We start from the raw sequence: 21894 nt of genomic DNA on the forward strand, positions 1-21894 counted from the left end.
CAGTGGGCGCGGCACAGGGATCCGCCACGCATCTGTCCGGTCCCGTCCTGGTGATCGGCACCGGCCTGCTCGGCACCAGCATTGGGCTGGGGCTGCGCCGGCAGGGAGTGGATGTGGCGCTGTCCGATATTTCGCCGTCGACGGCGGCCGTGGCCCGTGACATCGGTGCCGGCCGGCTGCTGGAAACGGTGGAAGAAGGCTTCGCTCCGCAGCTGGTGGTTGTTGCCGCGCCTCCGGATGTTACTGCGACCCTTGCTGCGCAGGCGCTGCAGGACTGGCCCGACGCCGTCGTCGTCGACATTGCCAGCGTCAAGGGTGCGGTGCTGGCGGACCTGCGCGCCTCCGGCGCGGATCTGAGCCGTTATGTGGGCACCCATCCGATGGCGGGCCGGGAGAAATCCGGGCCGGTTGCCGCGCTGGGTGAACTGTTCACCTCCATGCCGTGGGTCATCTGCGCTTCGGAGGACAGTTCTCCGCAGGCTCTCAAATGTGCGCAGGCGCTGGCGATCGACCTCGGCGCCGTGGTGTCGCGGATGAGTGCCGAGGACCACGACCAGTCAGTGGCACTGGTCTCGCATCTGCCGCAGATCATGTCCTCGCTGGTGGCCAGCCGGCTGCAGGAAACCCCCGCTCAGGCCATGGCTTTGGCCGGCAACGGGCTGCGGGACGTGACGCGGATTGCCGCCAGTGATCCCAAGCTCTGGGTGCAGATCCTCTCCGGCAACGCTCCGCGGCTGGTGGAAATTCTCTACGGCGTGCGGGATGACCTAAACCGGCTCATCTCCACCCTGGAGGATCCGGTGGCCGACGGCGCCCGGCTGGACATGGCACAGCTGATTTCCGAGGGCAACACCGGGCAGGCCCGGATTCCCGGCAAGCACGGAGCCCCGCCGCAGTCCTTTGTGTCCTTCACCGTGCTGGTGGATGACACGCCGGGACAGATCGCGCGGCTGCTGACGGAGATCGGCGAGATCGGAGTGAACCTGGAAGACCTGCGGTTGGAGCACTCATCCGGCCAGCAGGTGGGCCGCGCGGAGATTTCCGTGCTGCCCAGCCGGGTGCACAACCTGGTAAATGAACTAAGCACCCGCGGGTGGAAGGTAGTGCAGTGAGTGTAGAACGCAATCCGGCCGAGTTCCGGCTGGGCAAGCCCCTGGTGGTGGCCATCGACGGTCCCTCCGGTTCCGGAAAATCCAGCATCAGCCGCGAAGCCGCACGCCGGCTGCATGCAGCGTACCTGGATACCGGTGCCATGTACCGGGCCGTGACGCTGTACTGCATGGAAGCGGGCATTGACCTGGACAACGCCGAGGCGGTGGAGGCAGCCACCCGCAGGGCGGACATTGAACTGAGCACCTCGCCGGACGCCGAGTGGGTCCGCGTCAGCGGCCGCGACGTTACGGACGCCATCCGCGAACCGTCGGTGTCCTCCTCGGTCAGCGCCGTTGCCACCACCCTGGGCGCCCGCGCCGAGCTGGTCCGCCGCCAGCAGCAGATGATTGCCGACTCCGGCCTGCGGATCGTGGCCGAGGGCCGGGACATTACCACCGTCGTCGCGCCCCGCGCTGAAGTGCGGATCCTGCTGACTGCCTCCGAGGAAGCCCGCCTGCGCCGGCGCGGCGTCCAGCTGGGCGGCACGCAGAGCGCTGCGCAGCTCAAGGAACAGGTGATCATGCGCGACGCCAAGGACTCCACGGTGGTCAATTTCCAGCAGGCCGCCGACGGCGTAGTCACCATCGATTCCTCCGATCTGGACTTTGAAGAAACGGTCCAGGCGGTGCTGGACGTGGTGTACGCCAGCACACACTAGGACCAAGACCACACACCAGGCGGCAGCGAAATGCCAGCGTACCGGCAGGGCCCAAATGCCCTGCCGGTGCCGCGCGTGTTTCAATGTAACTGGTGGAACTGCGGTGTTATCACCCGCGGAACCTCAACACACTTACCGGGCTGAACGTCCGGAGACGGCCTGCTTGCAGTGCTGCAGACCTCAACGGAAAGAAAGCAAAAATGACGAACTCCTCATACTCCGGCGCTGCCGGCGACGAGACTGGCCAGGAAGAATACATTCCGGCCGGAGAGGACCAGGTAAACGAACGCCTGGCCAAAATGGACGATGCCGAGACCGAGATGCGCGCCGAAACGCTGCGCGCCGGTCTGTCAGACTACGAACTTGATGAAGAAGACGCCGCGCTGCTCGCCGGCGGCTTCGACGAGTACGACGACGACGCCCCGCTGCGCCAGGATCCCGTCGTCGCCATTGTGGGCCGCCCGAACGTGGGCAAATCCACGCTGGTGAACCGTATCCTGGGTCGCCGCGAAGCCGTGGTGGAAGATACCCCCGGCGTGACCCGTGACCGCGTGTCCTACCCGGCCACCTGGAACGGCGTGAACTTCACCCTGGTGGACACCGGCGGCTGGGAGCACGACGCCCGCGGCATCCATGCCCGCGTGGCCGGCCAGGCCGAGGTGGCTGTTGACGTCGCCGACGCCGTGCTGCTCGTGGTGGACGCCACCGTTGGCATCACCGCCACCGACGAAGCAGTGGTGCGCATGCTCCGCGGCAAGGGCAAGCCCGTCATCGTTGTTGCCAACAAGGTTGATGACATCCAGAACGAAGCCGACGCCGCGCAGCTCTGGGGCCTCGGCTTCGGCGAGCCGTACCCCGTCTCCGCCCTGCATGGCCGCGGCACCGGCGACATGCTGGACGCCATGATGGAGGTCCTGCCGGAGTATTCCGCCTACGGTGGACTGGACAAGTCCGGCGGCCCGCGCCGCATCGCCCTGATCGGCCGCCCGAACGTGGGCAAGTCCTCGCTGCTGAACAAGCTGGCCGGTACCGAGCGCGTCGTCGTGGATGACACCGCCGGCACCACCCGCGACCCCGTAGATGAGCTCATTGAGCTCGGCGGGCGCACCTGGCGCTTCGTGGACACCGCCGGTATCCGCCGCCGCCAGCACATGGCCCAGGGCGCCGACTTCTACGCCTCGCTGCGTACCCAGTCCGCTCTGGAAAAAGCCGAGGTTGCCGTAGTGCTCCTGGCCGTGGACGAAGTGCTGTCCGAGCAGGATGTCCGCATCCTCCAGCTCGCCATCGAGTCCGGCCGCGCCCTGGTGCTGGCCTTCAACAAGTGGGACCTGCTGGACGACGAACGCCGCCGCTACCTGCAGATCGAGATCGAGCGCGACCTCGCCCACGTCGAGTGGGCACCGCACGTGAACATCTCGGCCATGACCGGCTGGCACAAGGACAAGCTTGTTCCCGCCCTGGACACGGCGCTGGAGAGCTGGGACAAGCGCATCCCCACCGGCAAGCTCAACGCCTTCCTGGGCGAGCTCGTGGCAGCCCATCCGCACCCGGTGCGCGGCGGCAAGCAGCCCCGCATCCTCTTCGGCACCCAGGCATCCTCCCGCCCGCCGAAGTTCGTGCTTTTCACCACCGGGTTCCTGGACCCGGGCTACCGCCGCTTCATCACGCGCCGCCTGCGCGAAACGTTCGGTTTCGAGGGAACCCCCATCGAGGTCAACATGCGCGTGCGTGAAAAGCGCGGCAAGAACCGCTAGCATGTGGAGCCCCGGATGCCGCTGAGGTGTCCGGGGCTTTCCCGATTCGGGAAATCTGGCAATCATGAGGTAGAGTATTCGAGTTGCTTCGGCCGGAAACATACCGGCCGAACAGCGGGTTGTGGCGCAGCTTGGTAGCGCACCTGACTGGGGGTCAGGGGGTCGCAGGTTCAAATCCTGTCAACCCGACAGATAGCCTGATGAAACGAAAGTTTCATCGGGCTTTTGTCGTTTAATGGACCGACCGGCAAACCGAAGCAAAAGCCATGGCGGAGCAGGGGGAGCTGATGACGATTTACCCTAGGTGGCCCCTGAGCCGCCCGCAGCACAGCGCACGCCCACGAAGGATGCCCGCGGTTGTTGCCGCCATCGCTGCGCTCATGGCGGCAACCTCGGTAACGGCGTGCACGGCACCGCCCGGTGCGGAGAGCGGAACAGCCGCCGGGACCGCATCTGTGGAAACCATAGTCTCCGGGCTGGATGCGCCGTGGTCGATCGCTTTCCATGACGAGATTCCCCTGATCAGCGAGCGGGATTCCGCCCGGATCCTGGAGCTCGACGACGCCGGCAGCAGCCGGGAGGTCGGCACCATCGAGGGGGCTGCTGCTGGAGGAGGAAGCGGGGGAGGAAACGCGGGGGAGGGCGGGCTGCTCGGGATCACAGTCCGCGACGGAGTTCTCTACACGTATCTGACCGGCGACGGGGAGAACCGGATTGAGCGCCGTGAAGTGGCAGGGGCCGCCGGCTCGCTGGAACTGGGGACGCCCACGATCATCCTGGACGGCATTCAGGCCGGTTCCGTCCATAACGGTGGGCGTCTCGCCTTCGGCCCCGACGGGATGCTGTACGCCACCACCGGCGATGCCGGGAACCGCGGGAGTGCCCAGGACAGGGACTCGCTGTCCGGCAAGATTCTGCGGATGACTCCCGACGGCGGTGTGCCGGCGGGCAACCCCTTCCCGGGATCGCTGGTTTACAGCTATGGTCACCGCAATCCGCAGGGAATCGCGTGGGACGCCCGGGGCGCCCTTTACGCCAGTGAGTTCGGGCAGAACACCTGGGATGAGCTCAACGTGATCCAGCCCGGGGGAAACTACGGTTGGCCGGAGGCTGAAGGAATCGCCGGATCGGAGGATTTCATCGACCCGGTCCAGCAGTGGGAACCGGCCGACGCCAGCCCCAGCGGCATCGCCGTCGCCGGGAACTTGGTCTACATCGCGAATCTGCGCGGAGAACGCCTTCGGGAAGTTCCGCTGGCCAACCCGGCCACCTCCACCGTGTATCTGACCGGCGAGTATGGGCGGCTGCGCGACGTCGTGGTCGCCCCGGACGGCAGCGTGTGGGTGCTCACGAACAACACCGACGGACGCGGCAGCCCGGAACCAGGGGATGACCGGATCCTCAGGCTCAGCATCGAGGACTGATCCCGGGGCATCAGGCGCAGTGGGTGCTGCGGATGCGGTTGATGTTCAGTCCGGGCTCATACCGCAGGTCAGGTTCACCACGGCGCCGTTCATGGCCTCGGCCCCGCCCTCGGCAAGGAAGACGGCGGTGCGGGCAACCTGTTCCAGCGTAGGCAGTGTCCTGCCAGCTCCATCTCCAGCAAGGGGACGCCCTGTACCAGGGGGACGCCCGCGGCGTTGAGGACCACGTCGACACGGCCGGCCTGGGCGACAACCCCGTCGCTGTGGGCCTGGACCGCTGCGGAGTCATAGGCATCCACCAGATTGGCTGTCACCGGTGCAGCTCCGCTGCGCTTTATCCGGGCCGCGAACGCCGCCGCGACGGCTCCGCCCGCCACTATCAGTTTAGGCTCCGGGAGGGCGCTTGCGGCAAGCCCCGGTGCAGCGGGGAGAATGTTCTGCTGTGACCGGAAACTGCCGCGCATCACCCTTCGCCAGCGGGCAGCCAACCGGAAAAGACAGATGAACTGAGGTGCATCATGGTTGATGTCATCATTGCCGGCGGCGGTCCAACGGGCATCATGCTCGCCTGCGAGCTGCGGCTGCATTCAGTGGACGTCGTCGTGCTGGAAAGAGACCCGGAGCCAGCCAAGGTTGCCCGAGCGCAGGGACTGCACGCACGAAGCATTGAAATACTGGACCAGCGCGGACTGGCGGAGCGGTTCCTGCGGCTCGGTACGCAGCACCCGGTGGGTGGTTTTTTCGCCGGCATCCTCAAGGCCGCGCCGGAGAGCCTGGACACCACCCATCCCTACGTCCTTGCGATCCCGCAGACCGTCACCGAGCAGCTGCTCACCGAGCACGCCCTGGATCTTGGTGTCGACCTGCGGCGCGGCAATGAAGTGGTTGGCATCAGCCAGGACGAGGAATCCGTCACCGTCGGGCTCAGTGACGGCGCCACCCTGGGTTCGCAGTATCTTGCCGCGTGCGACGGCGGGCGCAGCAGGGTGCGCAAGCTGCTCGGCATTGGTTTCCCCGGCGAACCCGCCCGTCGCGAGTGGCTGTTGGGTGAGGTGTCGCTGACCGCGGATCCGGAGACGCTGAGTGCCGTCGTCGCTGAAGTCCGCACGCTGCACAAGGACTTTGGGGCGATTGCGCTGGGTGAAGGACTCTACCGGGTGGTTGTTCCTGCTGACGGGGTGACCGACGACCGTGCCGCCCCGCCGGCACTGGCGGATGTGCGTCAGCAGTTGCGTAGGTTCGCCGGCACCGACTTCGGGGCACACTCGCCGCGCTGGCTCTCCCGCTTCGGAGATGCCACCCGACTGGCGGACAGGTATCGTGCCGGCCGGGTGCTGCTGGCCGGTGATGCAGCGCACATCCATCCGCCGCTCGGCGGCCAGGGGCTGAACCTCGGACTGCAGGACGCCTTCAACCTGGGCTGGAAGCTGGCAGCCCAGGTTCGCGGCTGGGCGCCGGAGGGGCTGCTGGACACCTATCAGGCAGAACGGCTCCCGGTCGCCGCCGATGTACTGGAGAATACCCGGGCGCAGTCCGAGCTGACACTGGCCGAACCGGGACCGCAGGCGGTCCGCCGGCTGCTCACGGAGCTGATGGACTTCCCCGAGGTGAACCGGTACCTGATTGAGAAGGTGACCGCCACCGGAATCCGTTATGACTTTGGCCCCGGAAATGAGCTGCTGGGCCGTCGGCTGCGTGATGTGCCGCTGATGCGGGGGCGGCTCTACGGACTCATGCACAACGGCCGCGGGCTTCTGCTCGATGAGACCGGCGTCCTCTCAGTGGAGGGTTGGGCAGATCGGATCGACCACGTTGTGGACACCAGCTCGGAACTGGAAGCACCCGCAGTACTGCTGCGCCCGGACGGGCATGTGGCATGGGTGGGCGAGGACCGGCCGGGTCCGGGCCGGACAAAGGATATCCAGCAGCAACTCGGCAGCGCCATGGCCAGGTGGTTCGGCGCCGGATGGCAACCAGGGTCACAGGGTTCGCCGTCTTGCTGAACATTCCTGAGCCGGAGGTCTCCGCGGTCGGGGCGGACAGAGGGCCACCAGCTCGGCGACGGAGCCCTGGGGGCGAATATTTTACGCAGTGCAGAGACCCGGGCGGCCTGATGGTACAACCGGTCCGGCGGGTTTGACCGGCCCGGAAAACCCTCAGTGCCGCGAAGGCCCTCCAACAGGTAGGCTAGGACAGCCGGTACGGCAGGATTTGTCAGCAGGAACTGTGCGGTCAGCCAGCAACACGATTGGTTGGCCGCATCTTTTGGGGAGGATATACCACATGGCGCGCGAGGACTACAACGCCGGACAGACCGAAGATCGGCGTGAGCTGGAAGCCGAGGACACCACCTCTATCAGTCTGCCGCCTCAAAGCGAGACGACTGCGGTGGAACCGAAGCTCAGCGCAGACGAGCGTGCTGCCGTGGCTGCGCTGCCCGCCGGGTCCGCGTTGCTCATTGCACACTCCGGTCCCAACAGTGGGGCCAGGTTCCTTTTGGACCAAGATGTCACCACGGCGGGACGCCATCCAAATGCGGATGTGTTCCTCGATGATGTGACGGTGTCCCGAAAGCATGTGGAGTTCCGCCGCAGTGCCGAAGGGTTCCGCGTGGTTGACTCCATGAGCCTGAACGGCACCTATGTGAACAATGACCGGGTGGACACATTACTGCTGCGGACGGGCAACGAGGTGCAGATCGGCAAGTTCCGACTGACCTTTTATGCTGCGCGGCCCACAGCCACTCGAGCCTAAGAAGAATCGGCGCAGGAGCCCCCTGCCACTGTCCACGGGAACACTGAGGGAATAGGTACCAGGAATGTCAGCATCACAGCCAGTCAGGCGGACCCTGGGCACGGGGACCGAGCGTCTGCGCGGCCGTGTGCTCAATATCGGCGAAGTGCTGGGTGAGCTCAGTGCCGATTTTCCCGGCATCAGCGCCTCGAAAATCCGGTTCCTCGAGGAAAAGGGCCTGGTGACCCCGCAGCGAACGGCAGCCGGTTACCGGAAATACACCCACGCCGACGTTGAGCGGCTGCGTTTTGTCCTCGCCCTCCAGCGGGACCAGTACCTGCCGCTGAAGATCATCAAGGACTACCTGGATGCCATTGATCGGGGGGAGCGCCCCGAATCCCTGCCCGGCGGGATGTCGCTCACGCCGCGGGCTGTGTCCGATCAGCTGGCGGGGGAGTTGACGGCCCGCACGTACGCCCGCGGTCTGACCTTCAACGAGCTGGTCCGGGAATCGGGGGCCTCGGCTGATCTGGTGCGGAACCTGGCCGGTTACGGTCTCATCACGGCACCGGAAAGCACTGCGGAGCATGGTGTTTATGACGAACATGCGCTGAAGGTGGCCAAAGCCTGTGCCAAACTTCAGGCGCACGGCATTGAACCCCGCCACCTGCGTCCGTTTCGGGCGGCGGCTGACCGGGAGCTGGGGCTGGTGGAAAGCGTGGTGGCACCGCTGGCGTCCCGGCGCGACGTCGCGTCCAAGGCGCGTGCAGCGGAGACGGCCCGGGAGATCAGTGATCTCTGCCTGAATCTGCACAGCGCCCTGGTGAACGGACATATCGCACGGATGGAAGGCTGAGGACCATGCGCGAAGTCGAAGTTGTGGGCGTCCGGATCGAGCTGCCGTCCAACCAGCCGCTGGTGCTGCTGAAGGAACTCAACGGGGAACGCCACCTGCCGATCTGGATTGGTGCCCCCGAGGCCAGCGCCATAGCGTTTGTCCAGCAGGGAATAGTTCCCCCTCGGCCCATGACACACGACCTCCTCGCCTCGGTGGTGGCTGCGCTGGGCCGCAGTGTCACTGAAGTCCGGCTGGTGTCGGTTGAGGACACAGTCTTCTATGCGGAGCTCGTTTTCGACAACGGCGTTGCTGTCAGCTCCAGGGCTTCAGACGCGATAGCGGTGGCACTGAGGGCTCCCTGCCCCATCTTCTGTGCTGACGCCGTCCTGGATGAGGCCGGTGTACGGATAGCTGAGGCGGAGGAGGCCGGGGAAGATGACGCGGACCAGGAGAACGCCGAACAGGAGCTGCGGCAGTTCCGCGAGTTCCTAGCCGACGTTGAACCCGAGGACTTTGAACGCTGAGCCCGACACGCCTTCAGAAAAAGGGCCTGCATCTTTGACCTTGGACGTGGTCAGATCTAACGTCGAAGCATAGAGTTCCCACTGCACGGATCTCCGCCTTTTCCTCTTTACCGGGGTTCTTCCCCTGAGAGGTTCCGCGGGGCACACTAAAGGTAGTCGTCCCCGACACCTTCGTCCCGTGCTGACCCCCCCCTCGGGAACCGCTACTAGGAGGCACAAGTGAGTCCGAAAGGCGATGCCGGCGGGCATAACCACGCCGCTGCGCCGGGCAAGGTTCCCGGAGCCCAGGGCTTGCTGTTTACTGAGGATCTGCCCGTTCTCGATGAGGACGCCGGATACCGCGGTCCGACAGCCTGCAAGGCGGCGGGGATCACCTACCGCCAGCTCGACTACTGGGCCCGCACCGGCCTGGTGGAGCCTGCAGTTCGCAGTGCCTCCGGTTCCGGCACCCAGCGGCTCTACGGCTTCCGCGACATCCTGGTCCTCAAAGTCGTTAAGCGGCTCCTGGATACCGGTGTTTCGCTCCAGCAGATCCGAACCGCCGTTGAGCACCTGCGGGAGCGCGGTGTGGAGGACCTGGCCCAGATCACGCTCATGAGCGACGGTGCCAGCGTCTACGAATGCACATCGGCGGATGAGGTCATTGATCTGGTACAGGGCGGGCAGGGCGTCTTCGGCATCGCCGTCGGCCGTGTCTGGCGGGAAGTTGAAGGAAGCCTCGCACAGCTGCCCAGTGAGCACGTCAGCGAGCATGAATTTCCCGGGGATGAACTGAGTCAGCGGCGGATTGCCCGCAAGATCAGCTAGGCGAAACACTTTCGTGGGACAAGAACACCCCGGGGCGCTGTCGCCCCGGGGTGTTCTTGCGTGCGGCGGCTAGCCTGCGCGGCGGATGACGCGGTTGCGGACGCTACCGGTTTCCACGAGGTTCTTCAGCAACTCGTCGAACGTGCCGGCTGCCTGCTTGGCCGATTCGCCGGGCCAGTGATGCACCGAGTGGGCCGCACCCTGAATCTGCTGCCAGTTGGCCTGTTCGGCAATAGTGGGGTTCAGCAGCAGTCCGCCAAACATCTGCTTCATTTCCGCCAGTCGGAAAGTGTGCTCGTTGGAACCTGTTCGCACCCGGTTGGCAATGATCCCTGCCGGAGCAAGATTGGGCGCAAACTCCTTGCGGAACAGTTCCAGGGCCCGCATGGTCCGCTCGGTGCCGGCGACGGAGAACAGTCCTGGCTCCGCAACGAGCAGGACCCGGTTGCTGGCGGTCCAGGCCATCCTGGTGAGTCCGTTGAGTGAGGGAGGGCAGTCTATGAGGACAAGCCCGTACCCGCTGACTCGGGAGAGGAGGGTGGAGAGACGCTTCAGGTCCCGCCGCCCCAGGTCCGGACGGTCATAAATACCCGAATACGCCGAGCCCATGGCGACATCCAGCACAGGCTGGGCCTTGGGGTCCCTTTTTGCGGTCCGCCGTTCGTTGGCCACCCACCCGCTGGGAACAACATTGTCCGCGAGCTGCGCGCGGCGGGAATTCTTGAGCATTTCACCGACGCCGGGCTTGTCCGCAGCCGCGACGCCCAGGCCGGTGGTGGCGTCCGCGTGCGGGTCCAGGTCCACGACGAGGGTGGGAATTCCTGCTGCCAGTGCAGCCGACGCCAGTCCGAGCGTCACGGAAGTCTTGCCCACGCCGCCCTTCAGACTGCTGATGCTCACTACTTGCACTTGTTGAACCAAAACCTAACGTGTCTAGGGATCACGAGCGGGGCCCTTGTGAGGCTGCAGTTTCATTCTATGTGACGCCCGGCGGTAACTCCTGCAGCATGGGTTTTGCAGGGTGGCGTGGAAAAAGCAGAATAAGACAGGTGACGCGGGACACACGAGAAGCGGTCACGGTGAAATAGTCTGGAATAGAATTCGAGGAGGCAGCGGTATCCGCTGTCCCCACCGGCAACGATGCAGGAGTGCAATGTTCTCGAAGATACTGGTAGCCAACCGCGGAGAAATCGCCATCCGTGCCTTCCGTGCCGCCTACGAGCTGGGCGTGAAGACCGTTGCCGTGTTCCCCTACGAAGACCGCAACTCCATCCACCGCCAGAAAGCTGACGAGGCGTATCTGATCGGCGAGGAGGGCCATCCGGTCCGGGCCTACCTGGATGTGGACGAGATCATCCGTGTCGCGAAGGAATCGGGCTGCGACGCCATTTACCCCGGCTACGGGTTCCTCTCCGAAAATCCCCAGCTGGCCCGTGCTGCCAAGGAAGCGGGGATCACCTTTGTTGGTCCTGCGGCGGACATCCTGGAGCTGGCCGGCCATAAGGTGCATGCCATCAACGCGGCTCGGGAAGCAGGCATCCCGGTGCTGCGCTCCACGCCCCCAAGTTCGGATCGGGAAAAGCTGCTCGGTGAGGCTGAGGACATCGGGTTCCCCATCTTCGTCAAGGCAGTGGCCGGCGGCGGCGGCCGCGGCATGCGCCGCGTGGACACCGCAAAGGACCTGCCGGAGGCGCTGAACGCAGCCATGCGTGAAGCTGACACTGCCTTTGGTGATTCCACCGTCTTCCTTGAACAGGCCGTCCTGAGGCCCCGTCACATTGAGGTCCAGATCCTGGCCGACGGCGAGGGTAACGTCATCCACCTCTTCGAGCGTGACTGCTCCCTGCAGCGCCGGCATCAGAAGGTCATCGAAATTGCACCGGCCCCCAACCTTGATGAGGGTATCCGGCAGGCCCTGTACCGCGATGCCGTGAAGTTCGCGAAAGCGCTGAAGTATGAAAACGCCGGCACCGTGGAGTTCCTTGTGGACACTATCGGCGAACGCGCCGGCCAGCACGTGTTCATTGAAATGAACCCGCGCATCCAGGTGGAACACACCGTGACCGAAGAGATCACCGATGTGGACCTGGTCCAGTCCCAGCTGCGGATCGCCGCCGGTGAAACCCTGGAAGACCTGGGGCTGCGCCAGGACGAGCTGCAGGTCCGCGGTGCCGCGCTGCAGTGCCGGATCACCACCGAGGACCCGGCCAACGGCTTTCGCCCCGACGTCGGCAAAATCAGCGGCTACCGCTCCGCCGGCGGCGCCGGTGTCCGGCTCGACGGCGGCACGGTTTATGCCGGAGCTGAGATCAGCCCGCACTTCGATTCCATGCTGGTGAAGCTGACCTGCCGCGGCCGCACCTACCCGGCCGCCGTAAACCGCGCCCGGCGTGCCCTTGCTGAGTTCCGCATCCGCGGGGTCTCTTCAAATATCTCTTTCCTGCAGGCCGTCCTCGACGACCCCGATTTCATCGCCGGTGACGTGGCGACCTCCTTCATCGAGGAGCGTCCCGAACTGCTCAGCGCACGAGGTTCAGCGGACCGCGGTTCACGGCTGCTGAGCTGGCTCGCGGACACTACGGTGAACAAGCCGCACGGGGAACTGCCCGTGCATGTCGACCCGGCCGACAAGCTGCCCACCGATCTGCCCGAGGTCCGGCCGGGATCACGCCAGCGGCTTGAGGAACTTGGCCCGGAGCGTTTCGCGGCCGAACTCCGCGCACAGCAGGCACTGGCCGTCACCGACACCACCTTCCGGGATGCCCACCAGTCACTGCTGGCAACCCGGGTGCGTACCCGCGATCTGCTGATGGCCGCGCCCGCCGTGGCCGCGCTCACCCCGGAACTGCTCTCGGTTGAGGCCTGGGGCGGAGCCACATACGACGTCGCATTGCGCTTCCTTGGCGAGGATCCCTGGGAGCGGCTGGTGTCGCTGCGCAAGGCACTGCCGAACATCTGCATCCAGATGCTGCTGCGCGGCCGCAACACCGTGGGCTACACTCCGTACCCCACTGAGGTGACGGAGGCCTTCGTCTCTGAAGCCGCCAGCGCCGGCGTGGACATCTTCCGGATCTTTGACGCCCTGAACGACGTCGAACAGATGGAGCCTGCCATCCGCGCCGTCCGCGCCACGGGCACCGCGGTGGCCGAAGTAGCCCTGTGCTACACGGCGGACATGCTCAATCCCCACGAGACGCTCTACACACTGGACTACTATCTGGGCCTGGCCCAGCAGATGGTTGATGCCGGTGCCCACATCCTGGCCATCAAGGACATGGCCGGACTGCTCCGTCCCGCCGCCGCCGCCAAACTGGTGGCCGCGCTGCGCGAACGCTTTGACCTGCCCGTGCACCTGCACACCCATGACACCGCCGGCGGGCAGCTTGCCACCCTGCTGGCCGCGGCCAACGCGGGCGTGGACGCCGTTGATGTGGCAACTGCCTCCCTTGCCGGAACCACCAGCCAGCCCTCCGCTTCCTCCCTGGTAGCGGCTTTGGTCAACACCGACCGCGACACCGGACTGGATTTGGACGGCGTCAGCGCCATGGAGCCCTACTGGGAAGCCGTGCGCCGCGTCTACGCCCCGTTTGAATCCGGCCTGGCCGGCCCCACCGGCCGCGTCTACCAGCACGAAATTCCCGGCGGCCAGCTGTCCAATCTTCGCCAGCAGGCCATCGCGCTGGGGCTGGGCGAACGCTTCGAGGCCATTGAGGACATGTACACGGCCGCAGACCGCATCCTGGGCCGGCTGGTCAAGGTCACCCCGTCCTCCAAGGTGGTGGGGGACCTGGCACTGCAGCTGGTTGGCAGCAACGTTTCCCCCGATGATTTCGAGGAGAATCCGCAGAACTACGACATTCCCGACTCCGTCATCGGATTCCTCAGCGGCGAACTGGGCAACCCGCCCGGCGGCTGGCCGGAACCCTTCCGCACCAAGGCACTCCAGGGACGCACCATCAAGGTGCGCGACGCCGAACTCACCGAGGTGGACCGTGCCGGCCTGGCCGGCGATTCGGCAACCCGGCGGGAAACGCTGAATCGGCTGCTGTTCCCCGGCCCGGCGAAGGAATTCGCTACGGTGCGGGAAACCTACGGAGACGTCTCGGTCCTGGACACGCGGGACTACCTTTACGGCCTGCAGCGCGGGGTGGAACACGTGGTTGAACTCGAGAAGGGCGTACGGCTCATTGCCACCCTTGAAGCGGTGTCGGAGCCGGATGAGAAGGGTATGCGCTCGGTCATGACCACCCTCAACGGGCAGATGCGCCCCGTTCTGGTCCGCGACCGCAGCGTGAAATCGGAAGCCAAGGTGGCCGAACAGGCAGATCCCGGAAATCCCGGGCACGTGGCGGCACCGTTTGCCGGCGCCGTCACCGTCACGGTGAAGGAAGGCGACGACGTGGCGGCCGGAGAAACGGTCGCCACGATCGAAGCCATGAAGATGGAAGCCTCCATCACGGCACCGGTGTCCGGCACCGTCGCCCGGCTGGCGATCTCCGCCGTCGAGCAGGTACAGGGCGGAGACCTCCTGGTGGCGATTGATCCCAAGGAGGACTAAGCGGCAGCCCGTGAGCTGACGCACTCTCTGCGGGAGGCCCCGGTATCCGGCAACGGATACCGGGGCCTTCGGCGTCCTAGACTGGAAGAGTGACTCACTTTGATTTGGCCATTATTGGCTCGGGCTCCGGCAACTCCCTGATTACCCCTGACTGGGACGGCAGGAAAGTTGCAGTGATCGACGGCGGCACCTTTGGTGGTACCTGCCTGAACGTGGGCTGCATTCCCACCAAGATGTTCGTGTATCCGGCGCAGCTGGCAGCGGCCGGGTCCGACGCCGGCCGGTTGGGGGTGGATGTGACCCTGGACAAGGTGCATTGGCGGGACATCCGCGACCGCATCTTCACCCGCATCGACTCCATTTCCGAGGGCGGCCGGAACTATCGCGCGGAGGAACTGGATAACGTGACGCTGTATGAGACCCGGGTGCGGTTTGTCAGCGAGCATGCCCTGGAAACAGAGGACGGCCGGCGGATTACTGCCGACCAGATTGTGGTGGCCGCCGGCTCACGGCCGGTGCTGCCCGATATTCCCGGCATGGACCTGCCGCAGGTGCACACCTCGGACACCGTCATGCGGATCCCCGATCTGCCGCCGCGGATCCTGGTAATCGGCGGCGGGTACATCGCCGCCGAGTTCGGCTTTGTGTTCTCCGCTTTCGGCGCGAAGGTCACCATGGCGGCACGTTCCGGCACCCTGCTGCGGGCAATGGACGCCACGGTCTCCGAACGCTTCACCAGAGAAGCCGCCAAACAGTGGGACGTACGGCTGGACACGCAGGTGGAGTCCCTGATCGAAAACCCGGACGGCTCCGTCCGCGCCCGCCTTCGAGGTCCGCAGGGGGAAAGCGACCTCGACGCCGATCTGGTGCTGGTGGCGACCGGCCGCGTGCCCAACACCGACCGCCTCGATGTCCGGGCCGCCGGATTCGACCAGCGTGCCGACGGCCGGCTGGCCGTGGACGAATATCAGCGTGTGCTGAAGGACGGTAAGCCGGTTGAGGGCGTCTGGGGATTGGGAGACGTGAGCAGCGACTTCCAGCTCAAGCACGTGGCCAACCATGAGGCCCGCACGGTGGCTTACAACCTGGTGCATCCGCAGGAGCACAGGGCCAGTGACCACCGGTTTGTGCCCTCGGCCGTCTTCAGTAGCCCGCAGATCGCCTCCGTGGGCATGACGGAGGAGGAAGCCTGCGCGGACACGGAGGCACGGGGCGTGGAGCTGGCCCTGGCCGTGCAGGAGTACGGCTCCACCGCGTACGGCTGGGCCATGGAGGACACCACAGGATTCGTGAAGCTGCTGGCCGAGAAGGAGAGCGGAAAAATCCTCGGCGCCCACATTATGGGCCACGAGGCCTCCATGCTGATCCAGCCGCTGATTCAGGCCATGTCCTTCGGGCTGGACGCGCAAACCATGGCTTCGGGCCAGTACTGGATCCATCCAGCCCTCACCGAGGTCGTGGAAAACGCCCTGCTGTCGCTGCAGACCGGAGCACAAAGCTAGGAAAGCCAGGAAGGCCAGGAACGCGAAGAGCCGGCCCGGGAACTCCCGGACCGGCTCATTTGCTCTGCTAGCGCCAGGCGCCGTACCTGCTGCTTCCGGCGCGGCTAGACCTTCTGGCCGCTGTAAATCTCATCCACCACGGCCGAGAAGTCCTTGAGGACCTGGGCCCGCTTAATCTTCATGGACGGAGTGAGGTGGCCGCTGGCCTCGGTGAAGTCGGTCGGAACTACACGGAAAACCTTGATGGACTCGGCCTTGGATACGTGCTTGTTGGCCCGGTCCACCAGCGCCTGGATCTCGTTCTGGAGCTGAGCGGTTTCAGCCGCTTCGGTAACGGTGGTTCCCGCCGGCAGCTTGTGGCGTTCCAGCCAGCCGGGAAGGGCTTCCTCATCCAGGGTCACCAGTGCGGAGATGAACGGCCTCTGGTCTCCGACCACCACGCACTGGGACACAATGGCGTCCGCGCGGATGCTGTCCTCCAGAGCGGCCGGAATGACGTTCTTTCCGCTGGCCGTGACGATGATTTCCTTCTTGCGTCCGGTGATCTTCAGGAACCCGTCCTCATCCAGCTGGCCAATGTCTCCGGTTCGGAACCATCCGTCCACGAAGTTCTCGGCCGTGAGGTCGGGGCGGTTGTAATAGCCCTTCATGACGCTGAAACCCTTGGCCAGGACCTCGCCGTCGTCCGCAATTTTCAGCGCATTGCCCGGCAGGGGAGTGCCCACCGAACCAATCTTCACCCGCCGCGGGGTGCTGCTGGTCACCGGAGCCGTGGTTTCCGTCAGGCCGTAGCCTTCCAGGACCAGGACGCCCACCCCGCGGAAGAAATGTCCCAGCCGCTCACCTAGCGGAGCGCCCCCGGAGATGGCGTACTGCACCCGGCCGCCCATGGCGTCGCGGATCTTTCCGTAAAGCAACTTGTCGAACACGGCGTGCTTGATCTTCAGGCTCAGCGGGATCTTGCCACTTTCCTTGGCCTTGGACCAGGCGATAGCAGCTGATGCTCCGGCGTGGAAGATCTTGCCCTTGCCGCCGTCCTCGGCCTTGAGCATGGAGCTGTTGTAGACCTTTTCGAAGACCCGTGGAACCACCAGGATGAAGGTGGGCTTGAAGCTCTGCAGGTCCGGCAGGAGATTCTTAACGTCGGAGGTGTGTGCCACAGTGGCGCCGGAGGTGACGCTGAGAATGGAGATAAACCGGGCGTAGACGTGGGCCAGCGGCAGGAACATGATGGTCTGGGCGCCCTCGCGGCACACTTCGGGCTGTGCCGCCGCAGCGTTCCGTGAGAGGTTTACAAAGTTTCCGTGTGTCAGCTCGCACCCCTTGGGGCGTCCGGTGGTTCCGGAGGTATAGATAATGGTGGCGGTGTCCTCCAGGGTGGCCTTGGAGCGGCGGGCTTCCAGCTCGTCGTCGGACACCGCTGCCCCTGCTGCCCTCAGCTCGTCCAGCCCCGGCCCGTCAATCTGCCAGACGTTGACGACGGCAGAGAGATCGTCCTCCACGGCCGCCTGCCGGACCACGTTCTCATGACGGGCAGATTCTACGACGACGCCCACGGCACCGGAGTCTCCGAGGATCCACGCGACCTGGTTCGGCGATGAGGTCTCATAGATGGGAACGGAAACAGCGCCGGCGAACCAGAGGGCAAAATCCACCAGGGTCCATTCGTACCGGGTCCGCGCCATGAGCCCTACCCGGTCGCCGGTCTGGATGCCGGAGGCTGCAAAGCCCTTGGCCAGCAGCTTCACGTCCTTCAGGAACTCGGTGGCCGTAACGGGCTGCCATGCCCCGTCGGCACCACGCACGGAAAACAGTGCCGGGTTGGAGGCCTTGGCCGCCTGTTCCAGCAGCAGGTCTGTGGTGTTGCTCTCCACTGGAGACTCCACCAGAGGGGGGACGCTGTATTCACGCACGATAGCTCCTTTGATATCCGGCTGCCCTGCGGACGTTACGCAGACATTACCCCTCAGCCTATAACGGAGATCACTTTAAATACTGGCCGGTAACTTCTCGAACCAATAACGCTTTCGCGGCGCGGGCGCGGGGTGAATAGAATGGTCTGTTGATGCGTCCAGTAACCCCAGCGCCCGTTCCCCGTTCCGCTCCGACCCTTTGGCAGCGCCGTGCCATTGAGCCTTTCCCCGCACGCCGGCCCATGCGGCTCCCCAATCGGATGCGGCGGCGCGGGTTGGCCATCGGGATCGACATCGGCGGCACCAAGGTTGCCGCCGGGCTGGTCGACGGCGACGGCAGGGTCCTCGCCGAGGCGCGCCGTTCCACCCCCGGACAGGATCCCCGGGAAGTGGAATCGGTCATCGTGGACCTGGTGGGCGAGTTATCCGCCAACCATCACGTATGGTCCGTGGGCATTGGCGCCGCCGGGTGGATGGACCTCGCCGGCAGTACTGTGCTCTTCAGCCCGCATCTGGCGTGGCGGAATGAGCCGCTGCGGGAGAACCTTGAGCGACTCCTGCGTAGGCGCGTCTACCTCGTCAATGATGCCGACGGCGCTGCCTGGGCCGAGTGGCGCTTTGGCTCCGGCCTCGGTCAGAGCCGGATGGTCTGCGTGACGTTGGGCACCGGAATCGGTGGTGCCATGATTATGGACGGCCGGCTGGAGCGCGGAAGGTTTGGCGTGGCCGGAGAGTTTGGCCATCAGATCATCATGCCCGGCGGACAGCGCTGTGAGTGCGGAAACCGTGGCTGCTGGGAGCAGTACGCATCAGGCAACGCGCTGGGACGTGAAGCCCGTGAACTGGCGGCGGCAAATTCCCCGGTGGCGCAGGAACTGCTGCGGGCCGTTGACGGAGACATCAGTGCTATTTCCGGGGCAGTGGTGACCCGGATGGCACTTGAGGGGGACCAGGCGTCCGTGGAACTGCTGGAGGAAGTGGGACAGTGGCTTGGCCTCGGACTCGCCAACCTCGCCGCGGCGCTGGATCCCGGGATGTTCGTGGTGGGCGGCGGGCTCAGCGCAGCCGGTGACCTTTTGCTGGAACCTGCGCGGCGCTCCTTTGCCCGGAACCTCACCGGCCGGGGATTCCGGCCCGCGGCCCGTCTTGAACTCGCAGAACTGGGGCCGGCGGCCGGAATGATTGGGGCCGCTGATCTGTCCCGCATAGCCGCCCGGCGCTGATTCGGCCGGGTTCGTTCCCGCCGGGCGGCGCGCCCGCACTGAACGGTTTTCTCCCCGGCGTGTGGAAGCCGCCGTCCTTTCCCATGCCCGGCGGCGGGGGCGTCTTCGGGCCAGGCCGGAAAAAGTTGGTGAAAACCCTTGTCGAAAGTTTGTTTGTAAAGAATACTTTCAAACATGATGGCGCGAATCACAGACACCCGCCCGGCGGCTTTGACGGCTCAGGAACCCTCCCTGACGCGTCTGCCGCGCCCGGCGCTCCGGCAGGCCGCGCGGGCCTTGCCCGGGCACGCCCGCAGCTACAACCTGGCGCTTGTCCTGCAAACGCTGTACCGCTCGGGGGAACTCAGCCGGGCTGATCTAGCCCGCGAGCTCGGCTTCACCCGGGTTACTGCTTCAGACCTTGTGGGCGAACTCATCACCAGCGGTTATGTGGTTGAACTGGGGCACCGGGAGGAATCCCGGCCCGGAAAACCCGCCATGCTGGTGGACATCAACCGGGAGGGGCTGCAGATCGTCAGCCTGGACCTGGCCGAACACCAGGTCTTCCGCGGAGCGCTGATGGACTTGGACGGCAATATCCTGGACCGCTGCGAAGTGCCGCACAAGGCCAGCCGAGGCGAAGAGTGCATCCGGGAAGTCGTGGGCCTGCTGCGTCGGACCGTTGACCTGGCTACGGCACCGCTGCTCGGCGTCGGCGTGGGTTCGCCGGGAATTGTGGATCCCAGCGGCGTGGTCCAATCGGCACCCAATCTTGGCTGGTTCAACGTTGACCTTCGCAGAATCCTCGCCGAGGCCTGCGAGGTTCCCGTCACTGTGGTCAACGATGCGAACGCCGCCGTCCTGGCTGAGATCTCTTTCTCCAGCGCCGATGACGATCTCATGCTCATCAAAGTGGGTCACGGAGTGGGGTCCGGCCTGGTTGTGGGCGGCCGCCTCCTTCTGGGCAGCCGGTATGCCGCGGGAGAAATCGGCCACGTCACAGTGGGGACCGACGGCGGTGCGCAGTGTGCGTGCGGGAAGACCGGCTGCCTGGAAACCTGGTTATCGGTCCCAAACCTGGAAGCGGCCGCCGCCGGCGGCGACGCCGGGACGCGTGAGCGGGTCCTGTCCGAGGCCGGACAACGGCTAGGGATTGCACTGGCCCCGATTGTGGGTGCCCTGAACCTTTCTGAAGTGGTCCTGAGCGGACCGCTAAACCTGCTTGGCGGCACGCTCCTGGAGGCTGCCGCCGTAACACTCCGGAAGCGGACACTGGACGAATTTCACAGTGACGTGACTTTTCGGATGACCACGCAAGGCCAGGACATAGTCCTGCGCGGCGCGGCAGTGATGGTCCTCTCAGAGCAACTCGGAGTTGCCTGAAACGGGCTTGACCCAATGCTTTACCCGTAATTTCAATGACGAAAGGGAAGCCCGCACATGAAAAAACGACATGGAATCCTGGCTGTTGCCACAGCATCGGCACTGATGCTCGCAGCCTGCAGCTCAGGGAGCGATGACACCGGATCCACCAATAACTCTTCCGCCGAAGCAGCGGAGGAAATCACCCTCTGGCTGGCGGGAGGGGATACGAACGATGAACTACGGGATTATCTGAAGACAACGTTCAAAGAAACCACGGGATCCACCTTGGTGATCGAGGAGCAGTCCTGGGGTGACCTGGTCACCAAGCTCACTACCTCGCTGCCCGATGCCAACAACACGCCCGATGTTGTGGAGCTGGGCAATACGCAGTCTCCCACGTTCACAAATGTTGGGGCGTTTGCAGATATTTCGGACATGTACGAGGAGCTGGGCGGGGAGTCCCTGTTGCAGTCCTTCGTGGAGGTGGGCGAAGTCGACGGAGCAAACTACACCCTGCCGTACTACTTCGGTGCCCGCTATATGTTCCAGCGCAAGGACGTCTGGAGCGAGGCCGGGGTTGCACAGCCCACGACGCTGGACGAGTTCAACACGGCTGTTCAGGAGATCACCGAGAAGAACCCCCGCAAAATCGATAACTTCTCCGGTTTCTTCCTCGGCGGTCAGGACTGGCGCAACGGCATCTCCTGGGTATTCGCCAACGGCGGTGAGCTGGCGAAAAAGGACGGCGCCACCTGGACCTCCACGCTGTCGGACCCCAAGACCATCAAGGGCCTGGAACAGCTGCAGGAGATATACCGCAACGCCTCCAAGGCACCCTCGGATGCCAAAGACGTCACCCCGTGGCTGTACATCAACGACAAGGACGAAATCCTGGACGAGGAGGGCGTAGCCACCGGATCCACCTCCCTGGCCGCCGCAACCATCATGGCTCCGGGCTGGGCCCACGGCTCCATCGGCGACCTGGTGACCGGCGCGGACGGCAAACCCGCGCGTGAATGGAATGACGAAACCTTCGGCGCGTTCACCCTGCCGGGCAACGACGGAAAGCCGGCACCTGTTTTCGCCGGCGGCTCCAACATCGGCATCTCGGCCGCTTCTCCAAACCAGGAGCTGTCCCGGGAACTCCTGAAGATCGTCTACTCCGAGGAATACCAGAACATGCTCGGTGAGGCGGGTCTGGGCCCGGCCAACGAAAACTACGTCTCCAGCCTGGGCGATGACCAGTTTGCTGCGGCAGCCATCGAAGCCGCCTCCAACTCCAAGCTGACCCCCGCCGCGCCAGGTTGGGCTGCTGTAGAGGGCGCCTCCGTCATGGAGGAGTTCTTTGGAAAGATCGCCACCACTGATGATCTGAAGGCGCTGGCGGAGGAATACGACAAGAAGATCACGCCCATGCTCAACACCAAGGGCTAGGGCATGCACGGCACGGCATCACGTGCCGCA

General features: G+C 65.0%; 17 protein-coding genes and 1 tRNA gene. 15 read left to right on the forward strand and 3 right to left on the reverse strand.

Annotated features, from left to right (window positions below; genetic code table 11):
- Positions 1 to 2 precede the first annotated feature (2 nt).
- The 5 genes from ABIB35_RS14325 to ABIB35_RS14345 all read left to right on the forward strand — a co-directional run bounded on the left by ABIB35_RS14325 (position 3) and on the right by ABIB35_RS14345 (position 4988).
- Complete coding sequence (locus ABIB35_RS14325; RefSeq protein ID WP_354182398.1) at positions 3 to 1112, forward strand: prephenate dehydrogenase; 1110 nt, start codon at positions 3 to 5, stop codon at positions 1110 to 1112.
- Positions 1109 to 1810 carry a (d)CMP kinase gene (gene cmk / locus ABIB35_RS14330; RefSeq protein WP_354182399.1) on the forward strand — a complete coding sequence of 234 codons (702 nt, stop codon included), beginning with the start codon at positions 1109 to 1111 and terminating at the stop codon, positions 1808 to 1810. Before ABIB35_RS14325 ends, cmk begins: the two co-directional genes overlap by 4 nt.
- A 200-nt stretch (positions 1811 to 2010) precedes the next feature.
- Positions 2011 to 3564 (forward strand): ribosome biogenesis GTPase Der, encoded by a 1554-nt coding sequence (gene der, locus ABIB35_RS14335; RefSeq protein ID WP_354182400.1) that lies wholly within the window; start codon positions 2011 to 2013, stop codon positions 3562 to 3564.
- Between the two features lie 115 nt (positions 3565 to 3679).
- Positions 3680 to 3753: transfer RNA gene (locus tag ABIB35_RS14340), tRNA-Pro, on the forward strand.
- A gap of 98 nt (positions 3754 to 3851) precedes the next feature.
- Positions 3852 to 4988 carry a PQQ-dependent sugar dehydrogenase gene (locus ABIB35_RS14345; protein WP_354182401.1) on the forward strand — a complete coding sequence of 379 codons (1137 nt, stop codon included), beginning with the start codon at positions 3852 to 3854 and terminating at the stop codon, positions 4986 to 4988.
- Positions 4989 to 5077: 89 nt separating this feature from the next.
- Here the strand turns inward: ABIB35_RS14345 and ABIB35_RS14350 are convergent, their stop codons facing one another.
- The gene (locus ABIB35_RS14350; protein WP_354182402.1) at positions 5078 to 5452 is read right to left on the reverse strand and encodes a hypothetical protein; all 375 of its coding nucleotides are present in this window, start codon (positions 5450 to 5452) and stop codon (positions 5078 to 5080) included.
- Between the two features lie 54 nt (positions 5453 to 5506).
- On the opposite strand from ABIB35_RS14350, the gene rox reads away from it, so the two are divergent.
- The 5 genes from rox to ABIB35_RS14375 all read left to right on the forward strand — a co-directional run bounded on the left by rox (position 5507) and on the right by ABIB35_RS14375 (position 9890).
- Positions 5507 to 6991 (forward strand): rifampin monooxygenase, encoded by a 1485-nt coding sequence (gene rox, locus ABIB35_RS14355; protein WP_354182403.1) that lies wholly within the window; start codon positions 5507 to 5509, stop codon positions 6989 to 6991.
- Positions 6992 to 7271: 280 nt separating this feature from the next.
- Entirely contained in the window at positions 7272 to 7742 is a 471-nt protein-coding gene (locus ABIB35_RS14360) for an FHA domain-containing protein (protein ID WP_354182404.1), read from the forward strand.
- Between the two features lie 64 nt (positions 7743 to 7806).
- Positions 7807 to 8577 (forward strand): transcriptional regulator FtsR, encoded by a 771-nt coding sequence (gene ftsR, locus ABIB35_RS14365; RefSeq protein WP_354182405.1) that lies wholly within the window; start codon positions 7807 to 7809, stop codon positions 8575 to 8577.
- Between the two features lie 5 nt (positions 8578 to 8582).
- The gene (locus ABIB35_RS14370; RefSeq protein WP_354182406.1) at positions 8583 to 9083 is read left to right on the forward strand and encodes a bifunctional nuclease family protein; all 501 of its coding nucleotides are present in this window, start codon (positions 8583 to 8585) and stop codon (positions 9081 to 9083) included.
- A gap of 219 nt (positions 9084 to 9302) precedes the next feature.
- Positions 9303 to 9890 (forward strand): MerR family transcriptional regulator, encoded by a 588-nt coding sequence (locus ABIB35_RS14375; RefSeq protein ID WP_354182407.1) that lies wholly within the window; start codon positions 9303 to 9305, stop codon positions 9888 to 9890.
- 69 nt (positions 9891 to 9959) lie between these two features.
- Here the strand turns inward: ABIB35_RS14375 and ABIB35_RS14380 are convergent, their stop codons facing one another.
- A complete protein-coding gene (locus tag ABIB35_RS14380; RefSeq protein ID WP_354182408.1) occupies positions 9960 to 10799 on the reverse strand; it encodes a ParA family protein in 840 nt (279 codons plus the stop codon).
- 244 nt (positions 10800 to 11043) lie between these two features.
- Here ABIB35_RS14380 and ABIB35_RS14385 point away from each other — a divergent pair, with 244 nt between their 5' ends.
- Together ABIB35_RS14385 and ABIB35_RS14390 are read left to right on the forward strand one after the other, a co-directional pair.
- The gene (locus tag ABIB35_RS14385; RefSeq protein ID WP_354182409.1) at positions 11044 to 14448 is read left to right on the forward strand and encodes a pyruvate carboxylase; all 3405 of its coding nucleotides are present in this window, start codon (positions 11044 to 11046) and stop codon (positions 14446 to 14448) included.
- 89 nt (positions 14449 to 14537) lie between these two features.
- Complete coding sequence (locus ABIB35_RS14390) at positions 14538 to 15950, forward strand: mycothione reductase (protein WP_354182410.1); 1413 nt, start codon at positions 14538 to 14540, stop codon at positions 15948 to 15950.
- Positions 15951 to 16054: 104 nt separating this feature from the next.
- On the opposite strand, the gene ABIB35_RS14395 is transcribed toward ABIB35_RS14390, so the two are convergent.
- Entirely contained in the window at positions 16055 to 17863 is a 1809-nt protein-coding gene (locus ABIB35_RS14395; protein WP_354182411.1) for an AMP-dependent synthetase/ligase, read from the reverse strand.
- A 242-nt stretch (positions 17864 to 18105) separates the two neighbouring features.
- Between ABIB35_RS14395 and ABIB35_RS14400 the strand changes: the two genes are divergently transcribed.
- The 3 genes from ABIB35_RS14400 to ABIB35_RS14410 all read left to right on the forward strand — a co-directional run bounded on the left by ABIB35_RS14400 (position 18106) and on the right by ABIB35_RS14410 (position 21864).
- Positions 18106 to 19086, forward strand: coding sequence for an ROK family glucokinase (locus ABIB35_RS14400; protein WP_354182451.1), 981 nt, complete (start codon positions 18106 to 18108; stop codon positions 19084 to 19086).
- Between the two features lie 174 nt (positions 19087 to 19260).
- Complete coding sequence (locus ABIB35_RS14405; protein WP_354182412.1) at positions 19261 to 20448, forward strand: ROK family transcriptional regulator; 1188 nt, start codon at positions 19261 to 19263, stop codon at positions 20446 to 20448.
- 57 nt (positions 20449 to 20505) lie between these two features.
- Positions 20506 to 21864, forward strand: coding sequence for an extracellular solute-binding protein (locus ABIB35_RS14410; protein WP_354182413.1), 1359 nt, complete (start codon positions 20506 to 20508; stop codon positions 21862 to 21864).
- Positions 21865 to 21894 lie beyond the last annotated feature (30 nt).

This window comes from Arthrobacter sp. UYP6, from assembly GCF_040547315.1.
Taxonomy (GTDB): Bacteria; Actinomycetota; Actinomycetes; order Actinomycetales; family Micrococcaceae; genus Arthrobacter_B.